Genomic DNA, 23,291 nt, shown 5'->3' on the forward strand with positions numbered 1-23,291 from the left:
ACATGAAAGGATTGCGTTTCGGGGACCTGTTCCAGCCAACTGTCCTGCTGGCGCTGGCATTGATGGCAATCATTGTGATGATGATCCTGCCGATGCCCTCCTGGGTGCTGGACGTCGGGTTGGCCGCATCCTTTGCGCTGGCAATCTTGATTTTCACCGTTACCCTCTTTGTAGAGCGCCCACTCGATTTCTCGGCCTTTCCGACGATCCTGTTGACCTCGCTTATGCTGCGGCTCTCGCTCAATATCTCTTCGACCAAGCTGATCATTGGCCAAGGTCACACTGGGACAGGCGCGGCTGGAGAGGTGATTGAAGGGTTCGCGAGTTTTGTCATGGGCGGCAGCGTCTTCTTGGGGCTCGTCGTTTTTGGCGTGCTGATGATCGTCAACTTTATGGTGATTACCAAGGGGGCGGCGCGCATGGCTGAGGTTGGCGCGCGCTTTGCCCTGGACGGGATGCCGGGCAAGCAACTTGCGATCGACAGTGACATGTCCGCCGGTGCGATCAATCACCAAGAGGCGCGTGAGCGCCGCGAACGTGAGCAACTGGAGACCACCTTCTTCGGATCACTGGATGGGGCGTCGAAATTCGTCAAGGGCGACGCGGTTGCGGGGCTTCTCATCACGCTGCTGAACCTCGTGATGGGCCTGATCATGGGTATCGTCGTCCACGACATGCCGCTGGGTGCCGCGTTTGAAACCTATGCCATACTCACAGTGGGTGATGGGCTGGTGACGCAAATCCCGGCCGTGATCATTTCGATCGCTTCGGCGTTGCTGCTGGCACGGGGCGGTGCGACAGGCGCGACGGACATCGCGCTGGCCGCGCAGTTGGGCCGTCACCCAGCGGCAATGGCAACCGTGGCTGTTTTGATGGTGCTGTTTGCACTGGTGCCGGGATTACCGTTTGTGCCGTTCATACTGGGCGGCGGTGCGTTGGGGACGTCGGCGTTGATCCTGCACCGCCGTGCCCGATTGCGGCCTGTTCCGGGCACGACACCCGAAGACGGGGATGTGGCGCCAGTCGAAAAATCGCTGGGTGATATCCTCGAGTTGGATGACATCCATGTAGAATTTGCGCCTGATCTGGTTAGTCTGGTGCTCGATCCGGGGACCGGTCTGGATGCGCGCATATCGAATATGCGCACCCATGTGGCCACGCATTATGGTGTGATCCTGCCAGAGATTCGACTGACCGATGATCCCGCACTACCTGCCGGTCGCTATGTCATACGGGTGCAAGGGGTTGAGCAGGGCTGTGCTGTTCTGCGCAGTGATCACATTCTTCTGCTTGATCCGGACAACATTGCGGGAATGCCGTCCGGCGAGATCGTGAAAGAACCGGTGTATGGCGCGCCTGCACGGTGGATTGCATCCGGCAGACAGGACGATGCCGCGCTGGCCGGGGCGACACTGGTGGCCCCGACCGAGATCCTTGCGACCCATCTGCTAGAGGTGATCCGCCGCAATCTGGGTCGTTTGTTGACGATGAAGGCCATGCGGCGTCTGCTGGACGAGATGGTGAATCTGACGAACCCCGCACGTGCCGAGGCAAATCGCAAGCTCTTGGACGAGATGATCCCCGACCGCGTACCCGCAGATTTGCTACACGCGGTATTGCGTTTGTTGTTGGCCGAGCAGGTGTCGATTCGAAACCTACCGCTGATCATCGAAGCAACTGCCGAAGCACGACAGATTCACAAGGCACCCGAGGCAATCTGCGAACACGTACGCCAACGGCTAGGTTTTCAATTGGTGGCTGGTTTGCAACGTGAAGACGGGTCTTTGCCACTGATCCAACTGGCCCCGGAATGGGAGGACACGTTTACAACCTATCAGGTTGATCAGGATCGTGGCCGACTGGATGTCGCCCTGCCACCGGAACTCTTCAACGCGCTTACGTCTGCGGTAGGAGAGGAAGTCTCACGCGTGTCAGAGCAGGGGGTGTTCCCGGCGATCGTCACCTCGACGGCGCGACGGCGGTTCCTGCGCACGGTCCTGTCGGCCAAGAGCATCAGCAATCCGGTTCTGTCATTCGAAGAAATCGGGCTTGAGGCGCGCCCGTCGCTGGTAGGAGTCGTTGCGGCATGAGCGAACTACCTGCGTTCATGGCGCTGTCGCAAGAGATTCTGTGGCTGCATGCCGTGGTCTTTTTACGGGTCGGACCGGTGATGTCGCTCTTCCCGGGGTTTGGAGAGCAATCTGTATCTGTGAGGATCAAGCTGGCACTCGCTCTGGTGTTCACGGTGATTGTCGCACCGGCGGTGGGCCCCAAGATCAACGGCGTATTCGGGAATGGTGCAGGTTTCATCTGGCTTGCCGTTTCCGAAACGGTGATCGGGTTGATCATCGGTATCGGATTGCGGCTGTTCTTGATGGCGCTTCAGACGGCGGGATCAATGGCGGCACAGGCGACCTCGCTCAGCCAAATCCTGGGTAGCGCCGGAATGGAGCCATTGCCGGCAATGGGCCATCTGCTGGTCGTGGGTGGAATGGCGCTGGCGATGATCCTTGATTTGCATGTACACGTGGCTGCGATGGTGATCGCGACCTATGGACTCTTCCCTGTGGGGGAGTTGCCAGAGGCGTCTGCATTGTCGCAATGGGGCGTGCGCCAAGTGTCGGGCGCCTTTGCGCTGGCGTTCCGCCTCGCGGCACCCTTTGTCATCGTCTCTGTGCTATACAACCTTACTTTGGGCATTATCAATCGGGCCATGCCGCAATTGATGGTGGTTTTCGTCGGTGCACCGGTAATCACCGCCGGAGGGTTGTTTCTGTTGTTCCTGCTCGCGCCAATGATGCTCGGCCTGTGGATGGCCGCACTGGAAGGCTATGTCGCGACCCCGTTCGGGGCAGGCTGATGGCTGGACCAGAAGAAGATACCGACAAATCCCACGAGCCAACACAGCACAAGCTGGACGAGGCGCGCAAGAAAGGTGAACTGGTTCGCTCCGCAGATTTCAACACTGCAGCGAGTTATATCGGTTTTCTGATCGCGGGCTTAGCGGGAGGGGTGTATTCCGTTCAGCAGATCGGAAACGTATTTCACGTCTTGTTGGAGCAACCAGATCGGCTTGCGCCGCTGATATTCGGTGGCGCTGCGACCGCGACGGTGGGCAGTTTGATGGCGGCGGTCTCATTGGGGCTTCTGGTGTGGTTTACCCTTCCGGCGGGGATCGCATTATTGTCGGTGGTTGCGCAACGCAGCATGGTCTTTGCCCCGAGCAAGCTGAAACCGAAGGCGTCGCGGCTTAACCCGGTGTCCAATGCCAAGAACAAATACGGCCCATCGGGTTTGTTTGAATTCGCCAAAAGTTTTGCCAAGCTGGTACTCTACTCTGCTCTGCTGGGTATCTACCTCAAATGGAGATTGCCTGAAATGAGTGGCACGTTGCATGCAGAGCCGCGCGGTATAGGCGCGTTGATGGCGCAAACGATCATCGAGTTCATGATGGTGGTGTGTGCGATCGCCCTGTCAATCGGTGCCGTTGATTATCTCTGGCAGCACTTTGATCACATGCGGCGCAATCGGATGTCGCATCGCGAGGTGCGCGACGAGCACAAACAAAACGAGGGCGACCCGCATATGAAGCAGGAACGTCGGGCGCGCGGCATGCAGTTTGCGGCTGAACAGATGATGGCAGATGTGCCGCAGGCAGATGTGGTTGTGGTCAATCCAACGCATTACGCCGTCGCGCTGAAATGGAGCAGGATGCCAGGGGCGGCCCCGGAATGTGTTGCCAAGGGTGTCGATCATATGGCGTTGGCGATCCGCGAGCTGGCGGTGACACATGGGGTGCCAGTGCGCCACGATCCTCCGACAGCACGCGCGCTTTATGCTACGACCGAAATCGGTCAAGAGATCGACGCGGACCAATATCGTGCGGTTGCCGCTGCGATTCGCTTTGCCGAGACGATGCGCCGACGTGCCGGAGCGCGCAAATGACGAACCAAGGGTTGTCGGATTTACAGCAGATTACGGATGCGCTGCTCGCCGCTGAGCAGGCCAAGATGCATGATATCCTGCAACGTGAGGCGCAGCTACGCCGCGCACTGGGCGATTTGGACCGGCACCGGCGGGATAATCTGGATCTGACCGCGGCCGAGTTGGCTGCGCCGCGTGCATTGGGGGCGGATATCGTCTGGCAGGGGTGGGTCGGACGGACCCGAACGCGACTTAACACAGAGCTGGCACGGGTGTTGGTCACCAAGGCAGATAAAATGGCCGCTCTGCACCGGGCCTTTGGCCGCAACGTGGCGATGGATCATCTGATCAACGACGCGCGCAGGGCAAGAGACAAGGCACAGGCGACACGAGAGGAGGCCACGCGGGCCGCTCAGATGATCATCTGTCCTGACGCGCGATATCGGTGATCAATACGCTTGTGACTTCTGCACCGACCACATGCTGAGCGACCTCAAGCAAGGACGCACGGAGGGTGTCCAATCTCTTGGCATCAGTAAATTCACCGTCGAAACCACCCATATTGGCGTGTTCGAAAAGTACCTGCAAAAACTTGTCGCGCAGCTTTGGCTCGCGCTCGTATACGGCTTCGGGCTGGTTCTTGGCCAACTCGATGCTGAGAGACATGACCACCAGCGCCTCTACCCTGTCAGGCGAGACAACGGGAATGACAAACTGGTTGTTCAACCTGACGAATGCCACGCCATCGGTGTTGGCATGATCGGTGTCGACATGGCCATCATCCGTGGGGCTTTTCTGCTCAGGGTGTTCCTCAGTGGTCATATTTTCGGTGTCATCCGTCTCGCCCGGAATCTGCGCCGGGCGCAGCGCCAAGCCCGCGCCGACGCCACCACCGATACCGATCAGCAACAAGATTATGGGAAGCAGTTTCTTCATCATCGCTACATATTCCTTTAGAATGGCAAAATGACGTCGAGAACCTGTTGACCGATCCGGGGCTGCTGTACGTCGGTGATCTGCCCGCGTCCGCCATAGGAAATCCGTGCCGAGGCGATCTTGTCATAAGTGATTTCGTTCTGGCGCGAGATGTCCTCGGGGCGGACATAGCCCGTGACCAGCAATTCGCGCATTTCGAAATTTACCCGAACTTCCTGACTGCCCTGAATCGACAGCACGCCATTGGGGAGCACTTGCATGATGGTCGCAGCGACGCGCAGGGTCAGCTCTTCGCGACGGCTGACGGAGCCATCGCCGCCGGAACGGCCGGAGGAATTGATCGAGACAGCGTCGGCCATGCTGGCACCGTCCGGTAGATCGCCGTCGATCCGCTGTGGGATACCGAACAGTTGCGGCACTCCCATGGTTTCGGATCCGCTGCGCGAGCGCGAGGTGGAATTTGATATTTCGGCCTCGTCATCAATCTCGATCACGACGGTCAGAATATCACCACGCCGGATTGCGCGACGATCGCCCAAGAGCGACTTGCGTCCTGCCGTCCACAGCGATGCCTCGTCGGCCTTTCGGTGCCGCTCGGTCGTGATAGGAAGATCGGAACCGAACATCGCCGCATGTTCAGGACTGTCTGAAACAGCAGTGAAATCAGGAGGCTTCCCGATGTGACCCGCGCGTTCGCACGCGGCAAGCAAGGCGATTATGGAAAGGCAGAATGCTGGGCGGATCATGTAAGTCATTCCTTAATGTGTGACACGCACGCGACCATCGGGCAGGACATGGCCGGAAACGGTGATGCGCGAAGCAAGGTTCATTGCGCGAATGCGCTCACCTGGGCCTGCGCGTGATAGCGAACGACCTTCGGTAGAGATGGTGACTCCGCTCTGATCGAACACCAGAATGATGATCTGGTTGCGCTCGACCACTGCGGGCGGGCCGATATCGCCGGGCCGAATAGGGCGACCGGGATAGAGAGCGACGCGTGCCTCTTGGCCAATGATGGCGCTGGCATCGCTGATGGCACCGACAATGTCGGCATCTTTTGCCACGATGTCCTGCGCAGTGATGAGCGTCTGTGCGCGGATCGTGCGGGTGGCGACAATCGTGTCGGCACATGCCGGGGATGCGTAGAGCAACCAAAGAACGAGGGGGATGCGCATTAGCGAATCTGTGTTGTCGCACCGAGCATCTGATCGGCAGCGGAAATCACCTTGGAGTTCAGCTCGTACCCGCGTTGGGCTTCGATAAGTTCTGTGACTTCGCGCACTGGATCAACAGAGCTGTCTTCCAGGTACCCTTGTCTGACTGTACCAAGCCCGTCCTGTCCGGGCGTGGTCGTGATTGGCGGGCCTGAGGCTTCGGTTTCTGTAAACAGGTTGCTACCGCGCGCTTCCAGTCCTTTGGCATTGGTGAAACCGACGAGATTGAGCTGCCCCAATTGCTGTGCCTCGGCCGTGTCCTGAAAATAGGCATAGACCTCGCCCGCGCCGTTGATTGAGATCGAGCGGGCATCCTCGGGAATTACGATCTCTGGTGCGAGGGTGAAACCATCAGAATTGACAACCACCCCCTCGGCAGATCGTTTGAACGCACCGTCACGCGTATATGCAGGCTGACCTGAGGGGAGAGTAATTTCAAAGTATCCATTGCCCTCAATCGCAAGGTCCAGATCCCCACCGGTAGCTGAAAGCGAACCCTGTTCTAGATGCACAGAAATGGCGGCGGGCCGGACGCCAAGACCCAGCTGAACACCTGTCGGGAGCACTGTGCCATCTGCGGCGTTCACAGTGCCGGGGCGCGTCATCTGCTGGTAGTGCAGATCGGCAAATTCAGCTCGACGTGTATTATAGCCGGTGGTGGACATGTTCGCGAGGTTGTTCGAGATCGTCTCGACCCGCATCTGCTGGGCGGCCATACCGGTGGCCGCGATTTTAAGGGCACGCATATCAGGCTCCTATCGTGAGGAAATAAAGGTTTGCAAGGCGGTGCGGAGGCGCTCGTTCTCGGCGTCGAGAAAGCTTTGGCCCATCTCATAGGCGCGTTGCACTTCGATCATCCGGGCGATCTGGCTGACCGGATCAACATTGGCACCCTCTAGGTACCCTTGCAGGATGCGCCCGTCAGGGGCGGGGGTTATCCCACCTTCCGATCGAAACATGACGCCATCTTCCCGAATGAGGCCATTCATATCGGTCGGCATCACCAGACCGATTTGCGTCAGAGGGGCGCCATTCGCGCTGACCGTGCCATCAGCGGCAACACTTACGTCGGTGGCGTCGGGCGGCACAAAGACCGGCGCACCGCCTGCATCAAGCACGCGATAGCCGCTGTTCGTAACCAGATCGCCCTCGGCGGACACAGCGAAACTACCCGCGCGGGTAAGACGTTCGCCCTGTGGCGTTTCGATCAGAAAGAAACCGTCGCCCTCGATCGCGAAGTCGAGTGTACCGCCGGTCTGCGTGAGCGCGCCCTGCAACATGGAAGTGTGCCGCACCTGCGCGCTCGCCATCGAAAGCGATGGGCCGCCCTGCATCCGGGTGACATGCTCCGAAAATACCAGTCCCTCCTGTCGAAATCCGGTGGTCGCGGCGTTGGCGATATTGTTCGCTACGATCTGCATCTCGTGCATCAGCCCCGATTGCCGGGTCAGCGTGGTGTAGCCAATGGTATCCATCTTACCCTCCGATGATCAGTGCGATCAGGCGATCCTGAAAGAACGATACGAGCGTCTGGGTCATGAAGCCCATCGAGACCCAGAACACCGCGACGATTGCCACCAGCTTGGGTACGAAGGTCAGGGTCATTTCCTGAATCGATGTGAGTGCCTGAAACAGACCCACGGTCAGCCCGGCCACGAGCGCGCAGGCCAAGATCGGCACCGAGACGATGACCGCGACCCATAGCGCCTGACGCATCGTGTCAAAAAATACGACTTCGTTGTGCATCGTTCAGACCGGCATACGCAGGATTTCCTGATAGGCTTCGACCACGCGATCCCGGACCGTTACGGCGGTTTCGACGGCCAGCTCGGTCTGGGCCAGTGCCTGGACCAAGGCATGTGGATCGGCCTGACCTGTCATCGCAGCCTTGGCGGTGGCTTCGGTGTCTTGCAGCGTGGTGGCAAAGTCGCGCGCGAGGTTCGCGGCCATATTGCCTGCCCCGCCGGTGCCCGGTTCGGGCGCGGTGGCGGGGCGAGACGCTGCATATTTCTGGGCGGAACTTAGGCCTTGGATATCCATTCTGGAATTCCTTTCTGGGTTGCTTAACGACGGAGTAGGTCCATCAAGCTGGAGGACATTTGCCGAGCTTGATCGAACATTTTGAGGTTCGCTTCGTAACTGCGTTGCGCCTCTCGGGCGTCGGCGATTTCGATCACCAGATTGACGTTCGATCCGTCATAGTGACCGCTTTCGTTTGCCATCGGGTGACCGGGGTCAAAAATCTGCACCAGATCACTGCGGTCGAGCCGTACCCGACCGGCCTCGACGGTGCCGGGCGTGTCGCCGGTCATCGCGGTGTCGAATGACACGGATTTGCGCCGATAGCCGGGTGTGTCGGTATTGGCGATGTTTTCGGCCACATGACGCAGGCGCTGGGTCTGGGCGCGCAGTCCGCTGGAGGAAAGCGATAGGGCATCTGAAAAGTCACTCATAATAAGTCCTTTTTTACGGAGAACTAGCGACGGCTCGCGGCAGTACGAAGTATCGACATACTGGAACGGTAGATGGCGATGGCGCGGTCATGCTGGCGTTTGACATCGACCGCGCGAAGCATTTCACGTTCAAGCGAGACCGAATTACCGTTCGGGTCGCTTTCTTGGTCAGGGACGGCGAATGATTCTGGCGCGATTTTCTGCGCCATGCCCCCGAAATGAGATGTGCGGGTGGCACGCAGCGCGAACCCAGCCGCCTCACTGCGATATGCGTCGGCAAAAGAGATGATGTCGCGGGCCGCGTAGCCGGGTGTATCAGCATTGGCCATATTGCGGGCGACCACTGCTTGTCGTGTCCCGGCATGGGTGGCCATCGCGTGGGCCATGCGGAAAATTTCCAGTTTTTCGAACATCGGGACTTCTTCCTCGATCGGTTTCAACCAAGGCTTAACCGTGATTCCTTTAGAAATTGTTTTCAAAAGATTTGCGGAGAGTTCGATGAATGACACTGGGTTGGCCTGTCTTGGGGCAGAAATATCTGATTTGCGCGCCGCGCGGATCATTGGGCGCGTGACATCGGTATCCGACGCGGTGTTGCACATTCGTGGGCTTGCTGGCGCGGCGCGGCTGGGTGATCGGCTGTGCGTAATGCGTACCGATGGTGGCGCGCTATGGGGGGAAGTGGTGCAGCTGGCGCAGGACGCTGTGACCATGTTGCCTGACGAAACACCCGCGGGAGTATCATTGGGGGATCCGGCACAGTTACACGGGGCGGCGCAGATTGCGCCGGGGGATCACTGGATAGGGCGGGTGATTGATCCGCATGGGCGCCCTCTGGATGGCCGTCCGTTGATGCGCGGTGTGGATAGCCGATCATTATACGCGGCCCCGCCCGCGCCTGCGCAACGTAATCGATTGGGCGCGCGGCTTGAGACGGGAATGGCTGCATTCAACACGCTGCTGCCGATCGTGCGGGGACAGCGGGTAGGTCTGTTTGCCGGTTCGGGTGTCGGAAAATCGCGCCTCCTGGGCCACTTGGGACAGCACATGCAGGCGGATGTGGTGGTCTTTGCGCTGATTGGCGAACGCGGGCGCGAATTGCGTGAATTCATCGAGGACGTTCTCGGACAAGAGGGGATGGCACGCTCGATCGTTGTCGCTGCCACCTCGGATCGTTCGCCGCTGGTGCGCAGGCGCTGCGCATGGACAGCGATGAGTGTTGCGGAACATTTTCGCGATCAGGGTAACGAGGTGCTGTTGTTGGCAGACTCAGTTACACGGTTTGCAGAAGCCCATCGCGAAGTCGCGACGGCTGCGGGCGAGCTGCCAAGCTTGCGCGGATTTCCTGCCACGACATCCCATACCATCATGTCGCTATGTGAACGGGCCGGACCGGGGGCCGCCGGGCAGGGGGCGATCACGGCCGTGTTTAGTGTGCTCGTCGCCGGGTCAGATATGGACGAACCGATCGCTGACATCCTGCGGGGTGTGCTGGACGGGCACGTGGTCATGGATCGCGCCATTGCCGAGCGCGGCCGATACCCGGCGATTGATCTGTTGCGGTCTGTTTCGCGTAGCCTGCCCGAGGCGGCGACAGCCGCTGAAAACGAACTGATCGCGCAAGCCCGCAATCTGCTAGGAGCCTATAACCGATCCGAGACGATGTTGCGTGCCGGGCTGTATGTCGAAGGGTCGGACCCGCATTTGGACATGGCGGTGCGTGTCTGGGCCGAATTGGATGCGTTTCTGGCAGAGCAGGAGACAGTATCATGCCAGAACAGCTTTGACCGGCTCGCCCTGATCCTGCGCCGTGCGGGCGCAAAACGCGCGCTTCCTGCGTCCAAGAAGATGGCGCACAAAACAGTGGCTAGCCCGGAGGGCAGTCAAAGAGTTTCCAGCAGAGGCGGTGAGGTCGGCCCCGGTGTGACAGCGGATCAACGCGAGCCCGGCGCTGCCGAACTGCCTGGCGTTGGTTGATGTCAGAAAACCAGACAGGCCTGATACGCCTGCGGCTAGCGGAGGTCGCACCGAGCATGCCATCGTCGGTCGCCGATGAGCGGTCGGGTGTCAGCATCGGCAGTTGATGATCATGACTGCAGCAGGGTCAGGGCGATGGAGGTTCCGCTTTGCGCGGTGAACTCAGCCACTTGATTGCGTATCAGGTAGCGTTCGATGATGTGCTTTCGGGTGTCTGCATCAGCGAGCTGATCTAATGTGTCGATGCCCAACTGACGGCTGGCACGGTCACGAAAAACCTCGACCTGCCGATCAAGGTCCATCTGACCAAACCCTTCGGGCAACCCAAGCGCACGTTCGAACACCTCTCGCAAGGGTGGATCACCCATGATGCGTAGCCACTTTGTTTTGTCGCTACCGGTTCCGGTCGCGATATCAGGCAAGCTGCGCTCTGCGGTCATGGCGAGGCGCATGCTTTGATCCTGATCGCCGACAGCAATCTCGAACTGCCGGGCGCGGAATTTTTCAGTGATCTCCCGGCCAAATCCTTCAAAGAAGGTGCGGCGCCCGCCGAGGTTACCAAAGCCGAATGCATCGGCAAACTCGCGGTATCGGCTGTCAGCGAGCCGAGTGGCCAACGCATCATCGGCCTCTGTGCCGCCTTCCAGAATTTTCCGGATGAAGAAACGGTTATCGAGATCGTCCTGTAATCCAAAAGCACCGAGAGCCACACGTAACAGGCGCCGGTCTGATACCAACTGCTCAGCCGTTTCGACATCAGAGATGGCTTGCTCGAAATAGGTTGTGTCGCGGCTGATGCGGGCGCCACTGTCAAAGGCGGCCGTTTGAGTGGCCAATGTGCGCGTCAAGAACGCCCAGCCCGCCAAACCGTCCAAAGGAACCACTGGTTGATAGCTCATTGTCGTGTCTTTCTTTGACCGCTGACGTCCCGGGGAGTCATGCCGTGTGATGTGCCAATAGGCGTTCTTCGCGGGGCAAGAGCGCGCGTAGGGATTTCAGACATTGATAGAACTGATCATTCAGCACAGCCTGCGTGGCGCTCGTCAGATGCGCGCGACTGTCAGGGTCGATCAGGATCTGGCTCAACTCTTCAATATGCCGCAAGAGTGGCAGGCGCGCCTCCTCGGGATTGGAATCCCCCGACAGAACCAGCTGCGCGGCATAGCAGACACGGCGCACTGGCGTGTTAGCGGTGCCGGGATGGATTGCATCACGCAAGCGCAGGATATTCGCGCCCGGTGTGACAATCGATAACCGCACGCGCCGGTCGCCGTTTTCCACGACTGCGCTGTTGATCAACACGCGCTCTTTCGGGCCGAGCTTCAGAACCAGCCCGCTCATGGTCTTTGGCCTTCGCCGCGCAGCCCGGCCATGATCGCGGTATTTATCTCGATCAACGGCGCTGCAGAGACCCCGTCCGACAAAACGCGGGCGCTGTGCAGATGGGTGAATTCGGCTAGATAGACAATGCGTGCCCGGATGTCGGCCGGCAAAGCGTTGCCGGTGTCTGCAACATCGCTGGCCAGAATCGTCCATAGATGGCGATTGTCATGCAGGGCGCCAGCCAGACGGCGTATATCCTTTTGTCCGGAACTCGTGCTGGATTTTAGAGCATTGGTGATCCTTGCAAAGGCTTCGTACTCGGTGCTGCGGGGGGTCTTGATCGTGCGCGCGGTTTGGCTATAGGCCTCCTGCGCTTTGCGAATTGCATTCACGGCGGGCGTCCTTCCGAAAGTTTAATGGGGCGGTAAGCAGGGTCAGGAGCGCCCCATAGGGCGCCCCTCAGGCTGGCTTAGCCTCGGAAGAGTGTCAGGATGCTCTGCGGCGCCTGATTGGCGATCGAGAGCGACTGCACCGCCAGCTGCTGCTGGACCTGCAAAGCCTGAAGTCGGGCCGATGTTTCTTCCATGTTGGCGTCCACCAACGCCCCGATGCCAGACGTCAGGGAATCGGTCAGGTTTGAGATGAAAGTGTTTTGCGTTACGATCCGGCCCTCGGCGGAGCCCAGCGCCGCCGCTGCGTCAATGGCAGTGTCAATCAGTGACTCGATTGTGCCCAACGCGGATGTCGCGCCGACACCGGTGGTCACGTTGATCCCCGTCATCGCGCCGAGGCCGCCGGACCCCGCATTGGTGAACTGGCCAGATACGAACAATGCATCAGCGCTGTTGTTGGTAATTACCAATGTGCCTGCGTTGGCGATGTTGTAATCCACCGTGACGTCCGCATCGGTGGCCTCGATCGCGGATTTGAGGCCGACAGCCACGATGTCCTCGACTGAGGTGCTTGCGATGTCTTCGGCGGTGACAGTGTAGGAGACTTCAGTATCGCCCAAACGCATCGATATCTTGTCACCGGCCGCATAGGTCGGATCGACAATCACGACCGTACCATCGTCATTGGTGCCACCTGTGGCATCCAGCGCAAAGCCGAATGAAGCGTCGTCATCCACGGCCAATCCGTCAGTGCCAGTAAATGCCGCCTTGGCGGTAAATCCGCCAGTCGCAAGATCCTGACCGTCAACAGAGATGGAGGACGCCGTGACGTTACCGTTGGAATCGCGGTCAAGAGAGGCGAGAATATCGGTCGAGGCGACATTTCCATCGACGAGATTGAGCCCGTTGAACTGTGCCGCCGCGATGACCGAGTTAATTTGCCCTTTCAGTGCGGTTACATCATCGTTGATCTTGGTGCGGTCGACATTCTCAGCCTGTGCAGCAACGATCTTTCCCTTCATCTGGGTCAGAAGATCGGTAACCGTTTCGGCGGCCTGACGCGCCACGGCGACTGAGGATTGGCCAAGCGACAGGCTGTCGGTGATTGCCTTGAATCCTTTGACATCGGATTCCATGACTTTGGAAATGGCGAAAATGGCCGAGTTATCACGTGCGCTGCCGATCTTCTTGCCGGTCGAAATCTCGTCTTGTGTTTTTGACAAGTTCATATTGACCGATTTGAGGGTTTGCAGCGCGGTCATGGCGCCGTTGTTTGTCAGAATGCTGGACATAGCATAATCCTTTGGTTTCTGGCGCTTTTGCGCCAATTACACGCTTCGCCACCGGGTGTGGGGACGACCTAACCTGTCTTTCTGACATGTGCAGCGGACGCCTGAGGCGGGCTGCGCCATCCGGTTGGGATGCCCATGCAGGATGCGTTTTCAGGTGCTAATGGAGTGCTAAAACCATCGGATCATATTGCTAGCATTTGAGACAATTCCGGTCAGGCGCGTTTTTCCACTTTATGCTCGACGTCGGCTTGCAAGATGAGCTTCCGCCCGCTTTCATCATAAGTCTCCAACGTGCGCCGGATCTTGCGAAAGGCGGCCATGCGAGTGGCCACCTTGCGAATCCCCTGCAACGCGCCGTCTAGCAATGCTTGATTGCGGGCCACCTTGCCCTGAACCGGGCGCAGGTCGTGTTGAGCATCAGGTGCGGCGATGTTTAGCGCGTCGATCAGGTGTTCCTTTTGCGCCAGCAGACCGCCAATCGCGTCCAGATCGCCGACCAGCAAGGCGCGCCTCTCTTTCTCCAGCAAGGTATCGAGACGATCAATCAGCACTTGTACGGTGTTATCTGTCATCACTCTTCTCCAGTATGGCTTGATAAAAATGTTCGGCGAGGCCAATGCCGCCGGTTTGAACCATGGCGTCCGCCAATGCCTGACGCTGAAACGATGCGAATTGCTCTTCGCCAACGCCGCCGCCAAAGCTGCTGTTCTGTGTTCCCAAACCACAGGATTTCAGCATTTCAGCCAGAAACGTCGCCTCCAGCTTCTCTGCGGCGCCGCGCGCGTTCAGTGATTTGGTCATGCGGGAGAGAGGAGGGTTCTGGGATTGAATTGGTAAAAAATCGGTCACGGGATTACCTCGAATTGATCGAACTCCGCTGTATTTGAGCGCAAATCAGTAAAGAAGCAGTAACCAGCTTTTGTCATGGTCTGGGCATCAAGGAAGAAGTCCCGGAGAAACCGATGCCCAGTCCAATGATTCTATTGAACGACATGATCGCGCGGACGATGGTCGGCAATCCGGCCAAGGTATCGGGGATGCTGCCTCAGGACGCAGCGCAGAATGATGGGCGAAGTTTTGATCGTATTTTTGCCCGAAACGTGCCGGAGCATGGCTTGGTTTTGCCCGAGCCGGAAACGGTGGAAGGGCAGAACAAGTCAGAAGGATCAACTGACACAGCTGAGGCAGATCTTCTATCGGCGGATAAACGAAACACGACTGCACCTGCGGAGGGCGGGCAAGTCGATGTTTCACCAACGGGCGCGCGTTCTCCGGTTTCGGATAGCCCTCTGATCTGGGGCGATGGGCGCCGGGCCGATGCGGGGGGGGGCGACGAGGTGAGCGGGGACACGAATGCTGTTCTTGATGCTGCTGCGATGGGGCAGTCACCGGACGAGAGATCTCTGGTCGAAGCTCAGAACGTGGCGAGTCGTCCCGCGCGTGGCGTTGAAGAACGGCTGACAGGGCGTTTGCAAGACGAGGCGGCTTACGCGCATTCCGGCGCTGGAACGACCGTCGCGCGTGCAAGTGCAACAACAGGAAGAACTGACCCCGGATCCGAGGCGGGTGAAATTGTTCAGGCAACCCCGGACCAAGTGGCGCAGGGGGGTACGGTCCTGTTGTGGACGTAACACCGCTGGAGTCAGCGTTGCCAACAACTTCGCCCGACTTCGTAGCTCTTGCCGCGGGTGCGGAAGGCAGAGATGGCATCGGCTTGCCCGTCCGAAACGGAAATACAGGCAGCGACGCATCCCAAGCCGATTCACGCGATGAAATGATCGTTTCTACGCGAATACAGAGTAAGGGGGCGGGTACGGCAATGCCCCTCGCGCCCTCCCCGCGCTACGCAACCGCCCAGGCCGACATGTTGACGTCAGAGCATCCCAATCAATTGAATACAAACGGAAACAGTCCTCGGGGGGGCGAAGGTAATCAGGCCCCATCGGGTCAAGCTCCTGCGTTGCAATCAGATGGGGCGGATGTCCTGCGACCAACAGCAGCAGGTTTTCTGACCGACGCGTCCGCATCTCGTCCGATTAACATGCAGCAAGCCGGCCCTGCTGAACCGGCGGGACGTCGCATCAGTCAACCTTCGGCGGGACAGCCCGCCGGCAGTCAGGCGATGGCAGTGCCGTTGATGACCACATCCGCAGCAGGCGACGGAGAGGGCGTTGCGGAAGATACCGAAAATTCGCTGATAACTGGCAGAACACCACGCCTATTCAACAGGATAGAGATCGCATCAGAAGGTGATGCATACATGCGCCGTGATCCCGCACTGTCGCGGTCAAGTGGTGGGGCAGTCGTGCCCGATCCGAAGCCCGGCATAGCAATGCCTACCGTATCCGGGAGTATTCGATCCGTTGCGGGCGGTACACACGCTGATGGTATCAGCAGTGTGGTGATACCGTTTGAATCGCCACCTCTGGGAATCCGAGGTGCGAGTGTCGTCTCTGGCGCAGGTCCGCGGGAAGCGGGCCATGCCCCGCAAGTTCAGGTGGATGAATTGCAGGCTGCGATGATTGAACGGGCTGCAGAAGGCGGGCTGGATAAACCCAGACAGGAAACACTCCTTCCACGCGCGACGATTCATGACGGCGCCGCATTTTTGGATCGCCGCGCCGTTGAAACAGCGCAGCCGCGTTCGGTGCCACAGGTTGCGGACACTATGGTGCCGCAGGTTACGGACACTATATCGCGCAGCAGTGCTTTTGACGTGGATGTAAAAGCAGCGGTAGACAAATCTGCTACAACCGGGGTGGATCTGGCTGCCCCCGTCGAAGTGCGCGGCCTGCGCGATTCGTCGATCGAACTACGAGCCGTCTTACCACCCGCACAGCACCGCCCGGAGACGGCACGGCAGGTCGCGGTGCAGATTGCCGATGCGGCGCATCGCAGCGGTGAGCGAGTGATTGATCTGTCATTGAACCCGGCAGAGCTGGGGCGGGTCCGCCTGTCGCTAAGTACAATGGATGGCGCATTGGCGGTTCAGGTGGTGGCCGAACGGCAGGATACACTGGACCTGATGCGCCGGCATATTGATCTGTTGGCAGAAGAATTCCGCGCGATTGGTTATAATGGTGCAGCCTTTGACTTTGCAGGTCAGCCCGGCACGCACGGCAGGCCAGATACAGCGGACGTCCACACGGACGATACGGTATCGCAGGACGGCGGAACGCGATCCGAACCAAAGGTAGCGCAGGGGGCACTGACGGTGGCCACGGACCGACTGGATATCCGTTTATGAAGCATTCCGGAGTAACGGATATCCAGCACCCAAGCGGCAAATTTCGAAAAGGATGAGATCATGCAGGTGACTTCGACACAGCCGGGCACAAGCCCGCCCCCTACCGGGGCACAACCTAACGCCGCGGCGACCAACGCGCTTAGTTCAGATTTTGAGACATTCCTGAAGATGCTGACGGTGCAGATGGAGAATCAGGACCCTCTCAATCCAGTCGATTCCGCGGACTTCGCGACACAACTCGCTGCCTTCTCCTCGGTCGAGCAGCAGGTGCGGACCAATGACCTGCTGGGAGGGCTGTCAGAGCAGATGGGGTTGATGGGCCTCGGGCAATTGCAAGGTTGGGTCGGGATGGTGGCCCGTGCGGAAATGCCGGTCGCGTTTGATGGCACCCCGGTGGAGCTGCAATATGATACCAGCACCGGCACCGATCTCGCTCAACTTGTGGTGCGGGATGCAACTGGCGGCATCGTGCAACAGAAATCCGTGTCGCCGTCAGGCGGCCCTGTGATCTGGGACGGCACTGATGAAACTGGCCAGATGTTGCCTGCTGGCACCTATCATCTGAGCGTAGATGCGTTTCAGCGAGAGGCGCATCTGGGCACCGCGCCGGTCGCGTCGCAGTCACGGGTGGTCGAGGCGCGTCTGAGCGGCGGAACCACTGTTCTGGTGATGGCAGGCGGGCAGGAAGTGCAGGCGGCTGAGGTGATCGCATTGCGGCAGCCTGACCCGAATTGAGCAGGAGGCGATAGCTCAATTACCCGCTGAAATTACGCGGTTTGTGCAGGAGGGTAGCAATCGAATGATGTTCGATCAGGCGATTGATCCGGGCAGAGTCGCGGCCCTTGTTGTTAGCGGCAGGTTTGGCCTACGAGGTTGGTATTTCGGCACTGACAGGCGTGAGGGCATGTTGCATGGCTGCAACGTTTACACGCGCGCGCAACCCATTTTGCGCTCACGTTAGAAAGTCTGGAATTAATTGTGATTTACTATCAATGGGTTGGTCGACTATCAGACGCCATCGGCAAAGTCGTGCGAAACTGAAGAAAAACCGGGAAAACTGTTTTGTTTTCGTTCCAAACGTGCGATATTCCCAGTTGAGATTTGTGGGGACACAGATTCTAAAACCGGTTTGGAGAGTATTATGAAAAAATTCGCAACTCTTGCAGCAGCAGCTGCAATCGCCGTCTCCGCTGTAGCGCCCGTTGCAGCCCAAGACGTCAACGCTGACCCATTTGTGTCGACAGCAGGCCCAGCAGTTGGCCTGACGCCGGGTCTGGTCGCAGCTGGTATCGCGATTACCATCATTGGTATCGCAGCGCTTGATTCGAGCGACGACACCTGAACGAATACACTGCGCTTCGGCGTGGTTGTTTGAGGAAAAGGCAGCCTATAGGGCTGCCTTTTTCATGTGGGGTGATCGTGGTCCGGATGGCTGAACGTCCGTCATTGGCTTGGTGCGCCAGCACAGCCTTTTTTCCCGACCCCAACGATGCCCTTTCAATTGACGTCCGGGCATGGCATAGATTCGGCATCAGAGATGGTTCCGAGAGGTGCCATGATGTTTGACATCTCAATTTGAGGAGAGATTACATGAAAAAATTCGCAACTCTTGCAGCAGCAGCTGCAATCGCCGTCTCCGCTGTAGCGCCCGTTGCAGCCCAAGACGTCAACGCTGACCCATTTGTGTCGACAGCAGGTCCAGCAGTCGGCCTGACGCCGGGTCTGGTCGCAGCTGGTATCGCGGTTACCATCATTGGTATCGCAGCGCTTGATTCGAGCGACGACACCTGAACGAATACACTACGCTCCGGCGTGGTTGATTGAGGAAAAGGCAGCCTATAGGGCTGCCTTTTTCGTTTGCGAGCAGGCTGTACGATCGAGCCTCAGAGCAGCGCGAGGCAGGCGGCAAGGACACCTGCGCCGAGAATGGCCCCGCTGACGCCGCAGACAGCCAGATCACGCCGCCGACGGCGTGGCGGCTCTGGTGTCGGGGCCGAGGCGCGAATAAGAGCGGATTCCACCAGTTGCGGCAGACGCGGGCCAAAGCGTGACAAAACCATCGCAGTGCGCCCCAGACTTTGCGCCAAGGCGCGTGGTCCAAGGCTCTGCCGAATGTAATCCTCTACTACGGGGCGGGCGACCTGCCAGATATTGATCTGCGGGTTGAGCGAGCGCGCAACACCCTCGACCACGACCATCGTGCGCTGTAGCAGGATCAGCTCGGTCCGGGTTTCCATGCCAAAGCGTTCTGTCACCTCGAATAGATAGCTGAGCAGGCTGCCCATGCTGATCTGGCTGGCGTCCATGCCAAAGATCGGCTCTCCTACCGCCCGCAACGCGCGGGCGAACTCATCGACATCGCGGTTGGCGGGCACATAGCCTGCCTCGAAATGCACCTCCGCAACGCGGCGGTAATCGCGTTTGATGAAACCATAGAGGATCTCGGCGTAGACGCGGCGGGTGTATTCGTCGATATGCCCCATGATGCCGAAATCATAAGCAATGATATTGCCATTCGGCGCGACCTTAAGGTTGCCCTGATGCATGTCAGCGTGGAAATATCCGTCGCGCAGCGCGTGACTGAGGAAGAGTTGCAGCACTCGGTCACCCAGCACTACACGGTCATGGCCGGCTGCATCAATGGCGGCATTGTCGCCCAGCGGCGCACCGTCGGCCCAGTCCATCGTCATTACCCGGCGGCTGCAATGGTCCCACTGGATGCCGGGTAACTGAAAGCCTGCGTCGCCCGTGGTGTTGGACGCAAACTCGGATGCAGAGGACGCCTCTAGCCGCAAATCGAGCTCGCCCATCACTACGCCCTCGAAATGGGCGATCACTTCGGTCGGATGCAGGCGGCGTGCGGCGGGTGACAGAAACTCGATCATGTTAGCGGCAAAGTAGAACGCGTCGATATCCACGCGAAACGCGCGTTCGATCCCCGGACGCAGCACTTTGACCGCGACTGAATCGCCGGTTTTGCGCAGCGTGGCCTTGTGCACCTGCGCAATAGAGGCAGCGGCCACTGGCGGGCTGAAGTCGTCGAACATTGCCTCTATCGGTTGGCCCAGCTCCTGCTCGATGCTGGCCTTGGCCACATCAATGTCAAACGGCGGCAGCTTGTCCTGCAACACGCGCATCTGCGTGGCCAGTTCGTCGCCCACCAGATCAGGGCGGGTTGACAGGATCTGGCCGAATTTGATGTAGGCCGGTCCCAGCGCCGTCAGCGCACGGGTGGCCGGGGGCATGTTCGGGTCGCCCTTAAGCCCGAGCCACTGAAATGGCCAGGCGAGGAATCGCAGGGTACCGCGCACCAAGGGGGGCGCATCCATCGCATCCATTATGACGCCCATGGCGCCGGTGCGTTCCAGCGTGGCGCCAGTGCGGATCAGGCGAATGATGTTGTGGGGTCCACGCATGCCTTAGATTTTCCAGCCGGAATGCAGGCAAGCGATGCCCATTGTCAGGTTGCGATACTTGGCCTGTTCGAAACCGGCCTGTTTAACCATTGCGAGAAAGGTTTCCTGATCGGGAAACTGCCGGATCGATTCGACCAGATATTGATAGCTGTCGCGATCCCCGGCGATCACGTGGCCAAGGCGTGGAATGATGTTGAAGGAATAAAGGTCATAGACCTTTTGCATCAGGTCGTTCGGTATTTGGCTGAATTCCAGCACCATCAGGCGGCCGCCGGGTTTGAGGACGCGGAACGCTTCGTTCAGGGCCTCTTGGGGGCGGGTGACGTTACGGATGCCAAAGCTGATGGTGTAGACGTCGAATGTATTGTCGGCAAACGGCAGCGCCATCGCGTCGCCCACCACCCAGTCGAGGCTGTCGACCATCTGATCGGCTTCGGCGCGTTTTCGTCCTTCGATCAGCATCGGCTCGGTCAGATCCAGCACTGTCGCGTGGCCGGAGCCCGCGCGCTTGAGAAAGCGAAAGCTGATATCGCCGGTTCCGCCCGCCACATCGAGCAGCTTTTGCCCGGCGCGCGGGGCTAGCCAATCCATCATGGCGTCCTTCCAAACGCGGTGGATGCCCATCGACATGGCATCGTTCATCACGTCGTATTTGCTGGCCACGGAGCCAAAGACGCCGCGTACGCGGCCCGCCTTTTCGTCCTCGGGGACAGTCTGAAATCCGAAATGGGTGGTTTTCTCGGTCATGGGCCTTGCCTTGCACGGGTTCAGGGCCTTGTTATAGAGCGCTCGGGCGCGGACACAATGCGGCCCTTTTGCAGATGTGGAGGCGAGCATGCCCGAATTGCCAGAGGTTGAAACCGTCCGCGCCGGGTTGGCGCCGGCAATGGAGGGCGCGGTGATCTCGCGCGCTGAGGTGAACAGACCTGATCTACGCTGGCCGTTTCCGCCTGAGATGTCCGTGCGGCTGACTGGCCAGCGAGTGTTGGGGCTGCGGCGCCGGTCCAAGTACATCCTTGCTGATCTGAGTTCGGGCGAGACGCTGCTGATCCATTTGGGGATGTCAGGCCGGATGCTGATATCGGGTGATCCGCTTGGCCAGTTCGTGCACGATCATCCTGCGCCGGAAAAGCATGATCATGTTGTTTTACACATGGAGAATGGGGCGCGGATCACGTTCAACGATCCGCGCCGATTCTGGGGCAATGGACCTCTATGATACTGCGCTGGGCGAGGCTCATGCACTGCTGGCAAAGCTGGGGCCAGAGCCGCTGGGCAACCAGTTTGACGAGAAATATCTGGTACAAGCGCTGCACGGAAAATCGACGCCGATCAAATCGGCGCTGCTGGATCAGCGAATCGTGGCAGGGCTGGGCAATATCTATGTGTGCGAGACGCTCTATCGGGCGCGGGTGTCACCACTCCGTAAGGCTGGAAATTTAAGTGCGGTGCGCGCAGCCGCGTTTGTACCGATCATACGCGATGTCTTGCGTGATGCGATTGCGGCGGGCGGTTCATCCCTGCGTGATTTCCGTCAAGCCGATGGAGAGTTGGGGTATTTCCAGCATCGCTTTGATGTATACGACCGCGAGGGACAGGCGTGCCGCAATACAGATTGCACTGGTATGATAAAACGTATCGTCCAATCCGGGCGGTCCAGCTTCTACTGTCCGAAATGCCAAAGATAGGTTGAAAGCGCGCGCCGGGGTGGTAAACCAAAGCACCTGACAGAAACAAGCGAAAGCAGATTTCATGGCCTTTGAGACGATCACCGTCGAAGTAGAAGACCACGTCGCCCTAATCACGCTGAACCGACCCGATGCCATGAATGCGCTGAATGATCAGCTGCTGGGCGAGTTGGTAACAGCATTGGAAGAGGCGCAAGGCAACGACAAGGTGCGCTGCATCGTGTTGACCGGCTCGGAAAAAGCGTTTGCCGCCGGAGCCGATATCAAGATGATGAGCGACAAGAGTTTTGTCGAAGTGTTCGCCGGGGACCTGTTTGGTCCTGAAGCCGACGCGATCATGCGGGTTCGTAAACCGATCATCGCTGCCGTCTCGGGTTATGCGCTGGGCGGCGGGTGCGAACTGGCAATGATGTGCGATTTCATCATTGCCTCTGAAAGCGCGAAGTTCGGCCAGCCAGAGATCAATCTGGGCGTGATGGCCGGGCTCGGCGGATCACAGCGGCTGACGCGTTTCATCGGCAAATCCAAATCGATGGATATGAACCTGACCGGGCGTTTCATGGATGCCGAAGAGGCAGAACGTTCCGGTCTTGTGAGTCGCGTCGTCCCGATTAAGAAACTGCGCGAAGAGGCGCTGGCGGCCGCTGGCAAGATTGCCGAGAAATCGATGGTCAGCATCATGGCGGTCAAGGAAGCGGTCAACAGGTCCTACGAAACGACATTGCGTGAGGGCTTGCTGTTCGAACGTCGTGTGTTCCATTCGCTCTTTGCCACCGAAGATCAAAAAGAAGGCATGTCCGCCTTTATGGAAAAACGCGAGGCGCAATTCCGCGACAAATAGATGGTCGGGCAAAGTTAGGCCTAGCCTGCGCCCACGCGGCGCGGGCGGGCCGATTGGACCCGGTTGCAACGATGTCAGGGGGATTGCTGCGAAATGCTTGCAATTCTGCGGGGCCGGGCGTATCTGACCGTCAATACATGCGCGCGATGCCCGCCTAGGCAAGAATCAACACCCCGAGAGGGGGGCCATTCGGGATTGTGCTGCGTAAATGAAAACACAACGACCGAACACTGAGAAAGGGTCTGATTCACATGGCCAATACACCGCAGTCCAAAAAACGCGCACGTCAGAACGAAACCCGTTTTGCGATCAACAAAGCGCGCCGCTCGCGTATCCGCACCTTCCTGCGTAAAGTCGAAGAGGCGATTGCCTCGGGTGACAAGGAAGCGGCCACTGCAGCCCTGCGCGCGGCCCAGCCCGAGCTGATGCGCGGCGTGACCAAAGGCGTTTTCCACAAGAATACAGCATCGCGCAAAGTGTCGCGGCTGTCGGCGCGAGTGAAAGCTCTCGGCTAAATAACAGCTAACATATTGATCGCAAAAGGCGTCGCATATGCGGCGCCTTTTGCACGTTTGCGGGTGCGAAAAT

The 23,291-nt window shown here is 58.9% G+C and carries 29 protein-coding genes and 1 pseudogene; 13 read left to right on the plus strand and 17 right to left on the minus strand.

Annotation, left to right across the window (positions count from 1 at the left end; genetic code table 11):
• Positions 1-2: 2 nt before the first annotated feature.
• Genes flhA through N7U68_RS14385 form a run of 4 tightly spaced genes read left to right on the plus strand, consistent with a single transcriptional unit; the run spans position 3 to position 4,373 of the window.
• Positions 3-2,090 carry a flagellar biosynthesis protein FlhA gene (gene flhA, locus N7U68_RS14370; RefSeq protein WP_263047252.1) on the plus strand — a complete coding sequence of 696 codons (2,088 nt, stop codon included), beginning with the start codon at positions 3-5 and terminating at the stop codon, positions 2,088-2,090.
• Positions 2,087-2,860, plus strand: coding sequence for a flagellar biosynthetic protein FliR (locus tag N7U68_RS14375; RefSeq protein WP_263047253.1), 774 nt, complete (start codon positions 2,087-2,089; stop codon positions 2,858-2,860). Before flhA ends, N7U68_RS14375 begins: the two co-directional genes overlap by 4 nt.
• A complete protein-coding gene (locus tag N7U68_RS14380; RefSeq protein ID WP_263047254.1) occupies positions 2,860-3,945 on the plus strand; it encodes an EscU/YscU/HrcU family type III secretion system export apparatus switch protein in 1,086 nt (361 codons plus the stop codon). The genes N7U68_RS14375 and N7U68_RS14380 overlap by 1 nt, the downstream gene beginning before the upstream one ends.
• Positions 3,942-4,373, plus strand: coding sequence for a hypothetical protein (locus N7U68_RS14385; protein WP_263047255.1), 432 nt, complete (start codon positions 3,942-3,944; stop codon positions 4,371-4,373). Before N7U68_RS14380 ends, N7U68_RS14385 begins: the two co-directional genes overlap by 4 nt.
• On the opposite strand, the gene N7U68_RS14390 is transcribed toward N7U68_RS14385, so the two are convergent.
• From N7U68_RS14390 to N7U68_RS14430, 9 genes are read right to left on the minus strand one after another with little or no spacing between them, the layout of a single operon-like run.
• Entirely contained in the window at positions 4,345-4,863 is a 519-nt protein-coding gene (locus tag N7U68_RS14390) for a flagellar basal body-associated FliL family protein (RefSeq protein ID WP_263047256.1), read from the minus strand. The two genes, N7U68_RS14385 and N7U68_RS14390, sit on opposite strands and share 29 nt — an antisense overlap.
• Before the next feature lie 14 nt (positions 4,864-4,877).
• Positions 4,878-5,615, minus strand: coding sequence for a flagellar basal body L-ring protein FlgH (gene flgH / locus N7U68_RS14395; protein WP_373322928.1), 738 nt, complete (start codon positions 5,613-5,615; stop codon positions 4,878-4,880).
• A gap of 3 nt (positions 5,616-5,618) precedes the next feature.
• Complete coding sequence (gene flgA, locus N7U68_RS14400) at positions 5,619-6,035, minus strand: flagellar basal body P-ring formation chaperone FlgA (RefSeq protein WP_263047258.1); 417 nt, start codon at positions 6,033-6,035, stop codon at positions 5,619-5,621.
• The gene (flgG, locus tag N7U68_RS14405; RefSeq protein WP_263047259.1) at positions 6,035-6,820 is read right to left on the minus strand and encodes a flagellar basal-body rod protein FlgG; all 786 of its coding nucleotides are present in this window, start codon (positions 6,818-6,820) and stop codon (positions 6,035-6,037) included. Before flgG ends, flgA begins: the two co-directional genes overlap by 1 nt.
• Before the next feature lie 9 nt (positions 6,821-6,829).
• Positions 6,830-7,549, minus strand: coding sequence for a flagellar hook-basal body complex protein (locus tag N7U68_RS14410; protein WP_263047260.1), 720 nt, complete (start codon positions 7,547-7,549; stop codon positions 6,830-6,832).
• A 1-nt stretch (position 7,550) separates the two neighbouring features.
• Positions 7,551-7,820: a flagellar biosynthetic protein FliQ gene (locus tag N7U68_RS14415; RefSeq protein WP_263047261.1), complete on the minus strand. Its 270-nt coding sequence runs from the start codon at positions 7,818-7,820 to the stop codon at positions 7,551-7,553.
• Positions 7,821-7,823: 3 nt separating this feature from the next.
• Positions 7,824-8,114, minus strand: coding sequence for a flagellar hook-basal body complex protein FliE (fliE, locus tag N7U68_RS14420; protein WP_263047262.1), 291 nt, complete (start codon positions 8,112-8,114; stop codon positions 7,824-7,826).
• 23 nt (positions 8,115-8,137) lie between these two features.
• The gene (gene flgC, locus N7U68_RS14425) at positions 8,138-8,527 is read right to left on the minus strand and encodes a flagellar basal body rod protein FlgC (protein WP_263047263.1); all 390 of its coding nucleotides are present in this window, start codon (positions 8,525-8,527) and stop codon (positions 8,138-8,140) included.
• A gap of 23 nt (positions 8,528-8,550) precedes the next feature.
• Positions 8,551-9,036, minus strand: coding sequence for a FlgB family protein (locus N7U68_RS14430; RefSeq protein WP_308446143.1), 486 nt, complete (start codon positions 9,034-9,036; stop codon positions 8,551-8,553).
• Between N7U68_RS14430 and N7U68_RS14435 the strand changes: the two genes are divergently transcribed.
• Positions 9,026-10,504, plus strand: a complete 1,479-nt coding sequence (locus N7U68_RS14435) for a FliI/YscN family ATPase (RefSeq protein ID WP_263047264.1) — start codon at positions 9,026-9,028, stop codon at positions 10,502-10,504. The genes N7U68_RS14430 and N7U68_RS14435 overlap by 11 nt on opposite strands.
• 110 nt (positions 10,505-10,614) lie before the next feature.
• Here N7U68_RS14435 and N7U68_RS14440 read toward each other — a convergent pair whose 3' ends face one another.
• The 6 genes from N7U68_RS14440 to N7U68_RS14465 form a co-directional block, all read right to left on the minus strand.
• The gene (locus tag N7U68_RS14440) at positions 10,615-11,403 is read right to left on the minus strand and encodes a DUF1217 domain-containing protein (protein WP_263047265.1); all 789 of its coding nucleotides are present in this window, start codon (positions 11,401-11,403) and stop codon (positions 10,615-10,617) included.
• A gap of 37 nt (positions 11,404-11,440) precedes the next feature.
• Positions 11,441-11,845 (minus strand): flagellar biosynthesis repressor FlbT, encoded by a 405-nt coding sequence (gene flbT, locus N7U68_RS14445; RefSeq protein WP_263047266.1) that lies wholly within the window; start codon positions 11,843-11,845, stop codon positions 11,441-11,443.
• Positions 11,842-12,219, minus strand: a complete 378-nt coding sequence (gene flaF, locus N7U68_RS14450; RefSeq protein WP_263047267.1) for a flagellar biosynthesis regulator FlaF — start codon at positions 12,217-12,219, stop codon at positions 11,842-11,844. The genes flbT and flaF overlap by 4 nt, the downstream gene beginning before the upstream one ends.
• A gap of 77 nt (positions 12,220-12,296) precedes the next feature.
• On the minus strand, positions 12,297-13,511 hold the full coding sequence (locus N7U68_RS14455; RefSeq protein WP_263047268.1) for a flagellin N-terminal helical domain-containing protein: 1,215 nt from the start codon (positions 13,509-13,511) through the stop codon (positions 12,297-12,299).
• Positions 13,512-13,723: 212 nt separating this feature from the next.
• A complete protein-coding gene (locus tag N7U68_RS14460) occupies positions 13,724-14,083 on the minus strand; it encodes a flagellar export chaperone FlgN (RefSeq protein WP_165194458.1) in 360 nt (119 codons plus the stop codon).
• Positions 14,073-14,312 (minus strand): rod-binding protein, encoded by a 240-nt coding sequence (locus N7U68_RS14465; protein ID WP_263047269.1) that lies wholly within the window; start codon positions 14,310-14,312, stop codon positions 14,073-14,075. Before N7U68_RS14465 ends, N7U68_RS14460 begins: the two co-directional genes overlap by 11 nt.
• A 161-nt stretch (positions 14,313-14,473) precedes the next feature.
• Between N7U68_RS14465 and N7U68_RS14470 the strand changes: the two genes are divergently transcribed.
• From N7U68_RS14470 to N7U68_RS14490, 5 genes are all read left to right on the plus strand, one after another.
• A complete protein-coding gene (locus tag N7U68_RS14470; RefSeq protein WP_263047270.1) occupies positions 14,474-15,142 on the plus strand; it encodes a hypothetical protein in 669 nt (222 codons plus the stop codon).
• Positions 15,143-15,648: 506 nt separating this feature from the next.
• Positions 15,649-16,758, plus strand: a complete 1,110-nt coding sequence (locus N7U68_RS14475; RefSeq protein ID WP_263047271.1) for a flagellar hook-length control protein FliK — start codon at positions 15,649-15,651, stop codon at positions 16,756-16,758.
• A gap of 60 nt (positions 16,759-16,818) precedes the next feature.
• Positions 16,819-17,493 carry a flagellar hook capping FlgD N-terminal domain-containing protein gene (locus N7U68_RS14480; RefSeq protein ID WP_263047272.1) on the plus strand — a complete coding sequence of 225 codons (675 nt, stop codon included), beginning with the start codon at positions 16,819-16,821 and terminating at the stop codon, positions 17,491-17,493.
• A 406-nt stretch (positions 17,494-17,899) separates the two neighbouring features.
• Positions 17,900-18,100 (plus strand): hypothetical protein, encoded by a 201-nt coding sequence (locus tag N7U68_RS14485; protein WP_263047273.1) that lies wholly within the window; start codon positions 17,900-17,902, stop codon positions 18,098-18,100.
• 248 nt (positions 18,101-18,348) lie between these two features.
• Positions 18,349-18,549 carry a hypothetical protein gene (locus tag N7U68_RS14490; protein WP_165194450.1) on the plus strand — a complete coding sequence of 67 codons (201 nt, stop codon included), beginning with the start codon at positions 18,349-18,351 and terminating at the stop codon, positions 18,547-18,549.
• A gap of 92 nt (positions 18,550-18,641) precedes the next feature.
• Here the strand turns inward: N7U68_RS14490 and ubiB are convergent, their stop codons facing one another.
• Positions 18,642-20,174, minus strand: a complete 1,533-nt coding sequence (gene ubiB, locus N7U68_RS14495) for a 2-polyprenylphenol 6-hydroxylase (RefSeq protein ID WP_263047274.1) — start codon at positions 20,172-20,174, stop codon at positions 18,642-18,644.
• Positions 20,175-20,177: 3 nt separating this feature from the next.
• A complete protein-coding gene (ubiE, locus tag N7U68_RS14500; RefSeq protein ID WP_263047275.1) occupies positions 20,178-20,921 on the minus strand; it encodes a bifunctional demethylmenaquinone methyltransferase/2-methoxy-6-polyprenyl-1,4-benzoquinol methylase UbiE in 744 nt (247 codons plus the stop codon).
• An 88-nt stretch (positions 20,922-21,009) separates the two neighbouring features.
• On the opposite strand from ubiE, the pseudogene mutM reads away from it, so the two are divergent.
• The 3 genes and pseudogenes from mutM (at position 21,010) to rpsT (ending at position 23,218) form a co-directional block, all read left to right on the plus strand.
• A pseudogene (gene mutM / locus N7U68_RS14505) lies at positions 21,010-21,862 on the plus strand (bifunctional DNA-formamidopyrimidine glycosylase/DNA-(apurinic or apyrimidinic site) lyase).
• A gap of 64 nt (positions 21,863-21,926) precedes the next feature.
• Entirely contained in the window at positions 21,927-22,703 is a 777-nt protein-coding gene (gene acuK, locus N7U68_RS14510; RefSeq protein WP_165194443.1) for an acryloyl-CoA hydratase, read from the plus strand.
• Positions 22,704-22,954: 251 nt separating this feature from the next.
• On the plus strand, positions 22,955-23,218 hold the full coding sequence (gene rpsT, locus N7U68_RS14515; protein WP_165194441.1) for a 30S ribosomal protein S20: 264 nt from the start codon (positions 22,955-22,957) through the stop codon (positions 23,216-23,218).
• The last annotated feature ends 73 nt before the right edge of the window (positions 23,219-23,291 follow it).

Source organism: Roseovarius pelagicus, assembly GCF_025639885.1.
In the GTDB taxonomy this organism is placed as follows: Bacteria; Pseudomonadota; Alphaproteobacteria; order Rhodobacterales; family Rhodobacteraceae; genus Roseovarius; species Roseovarius pelagicus.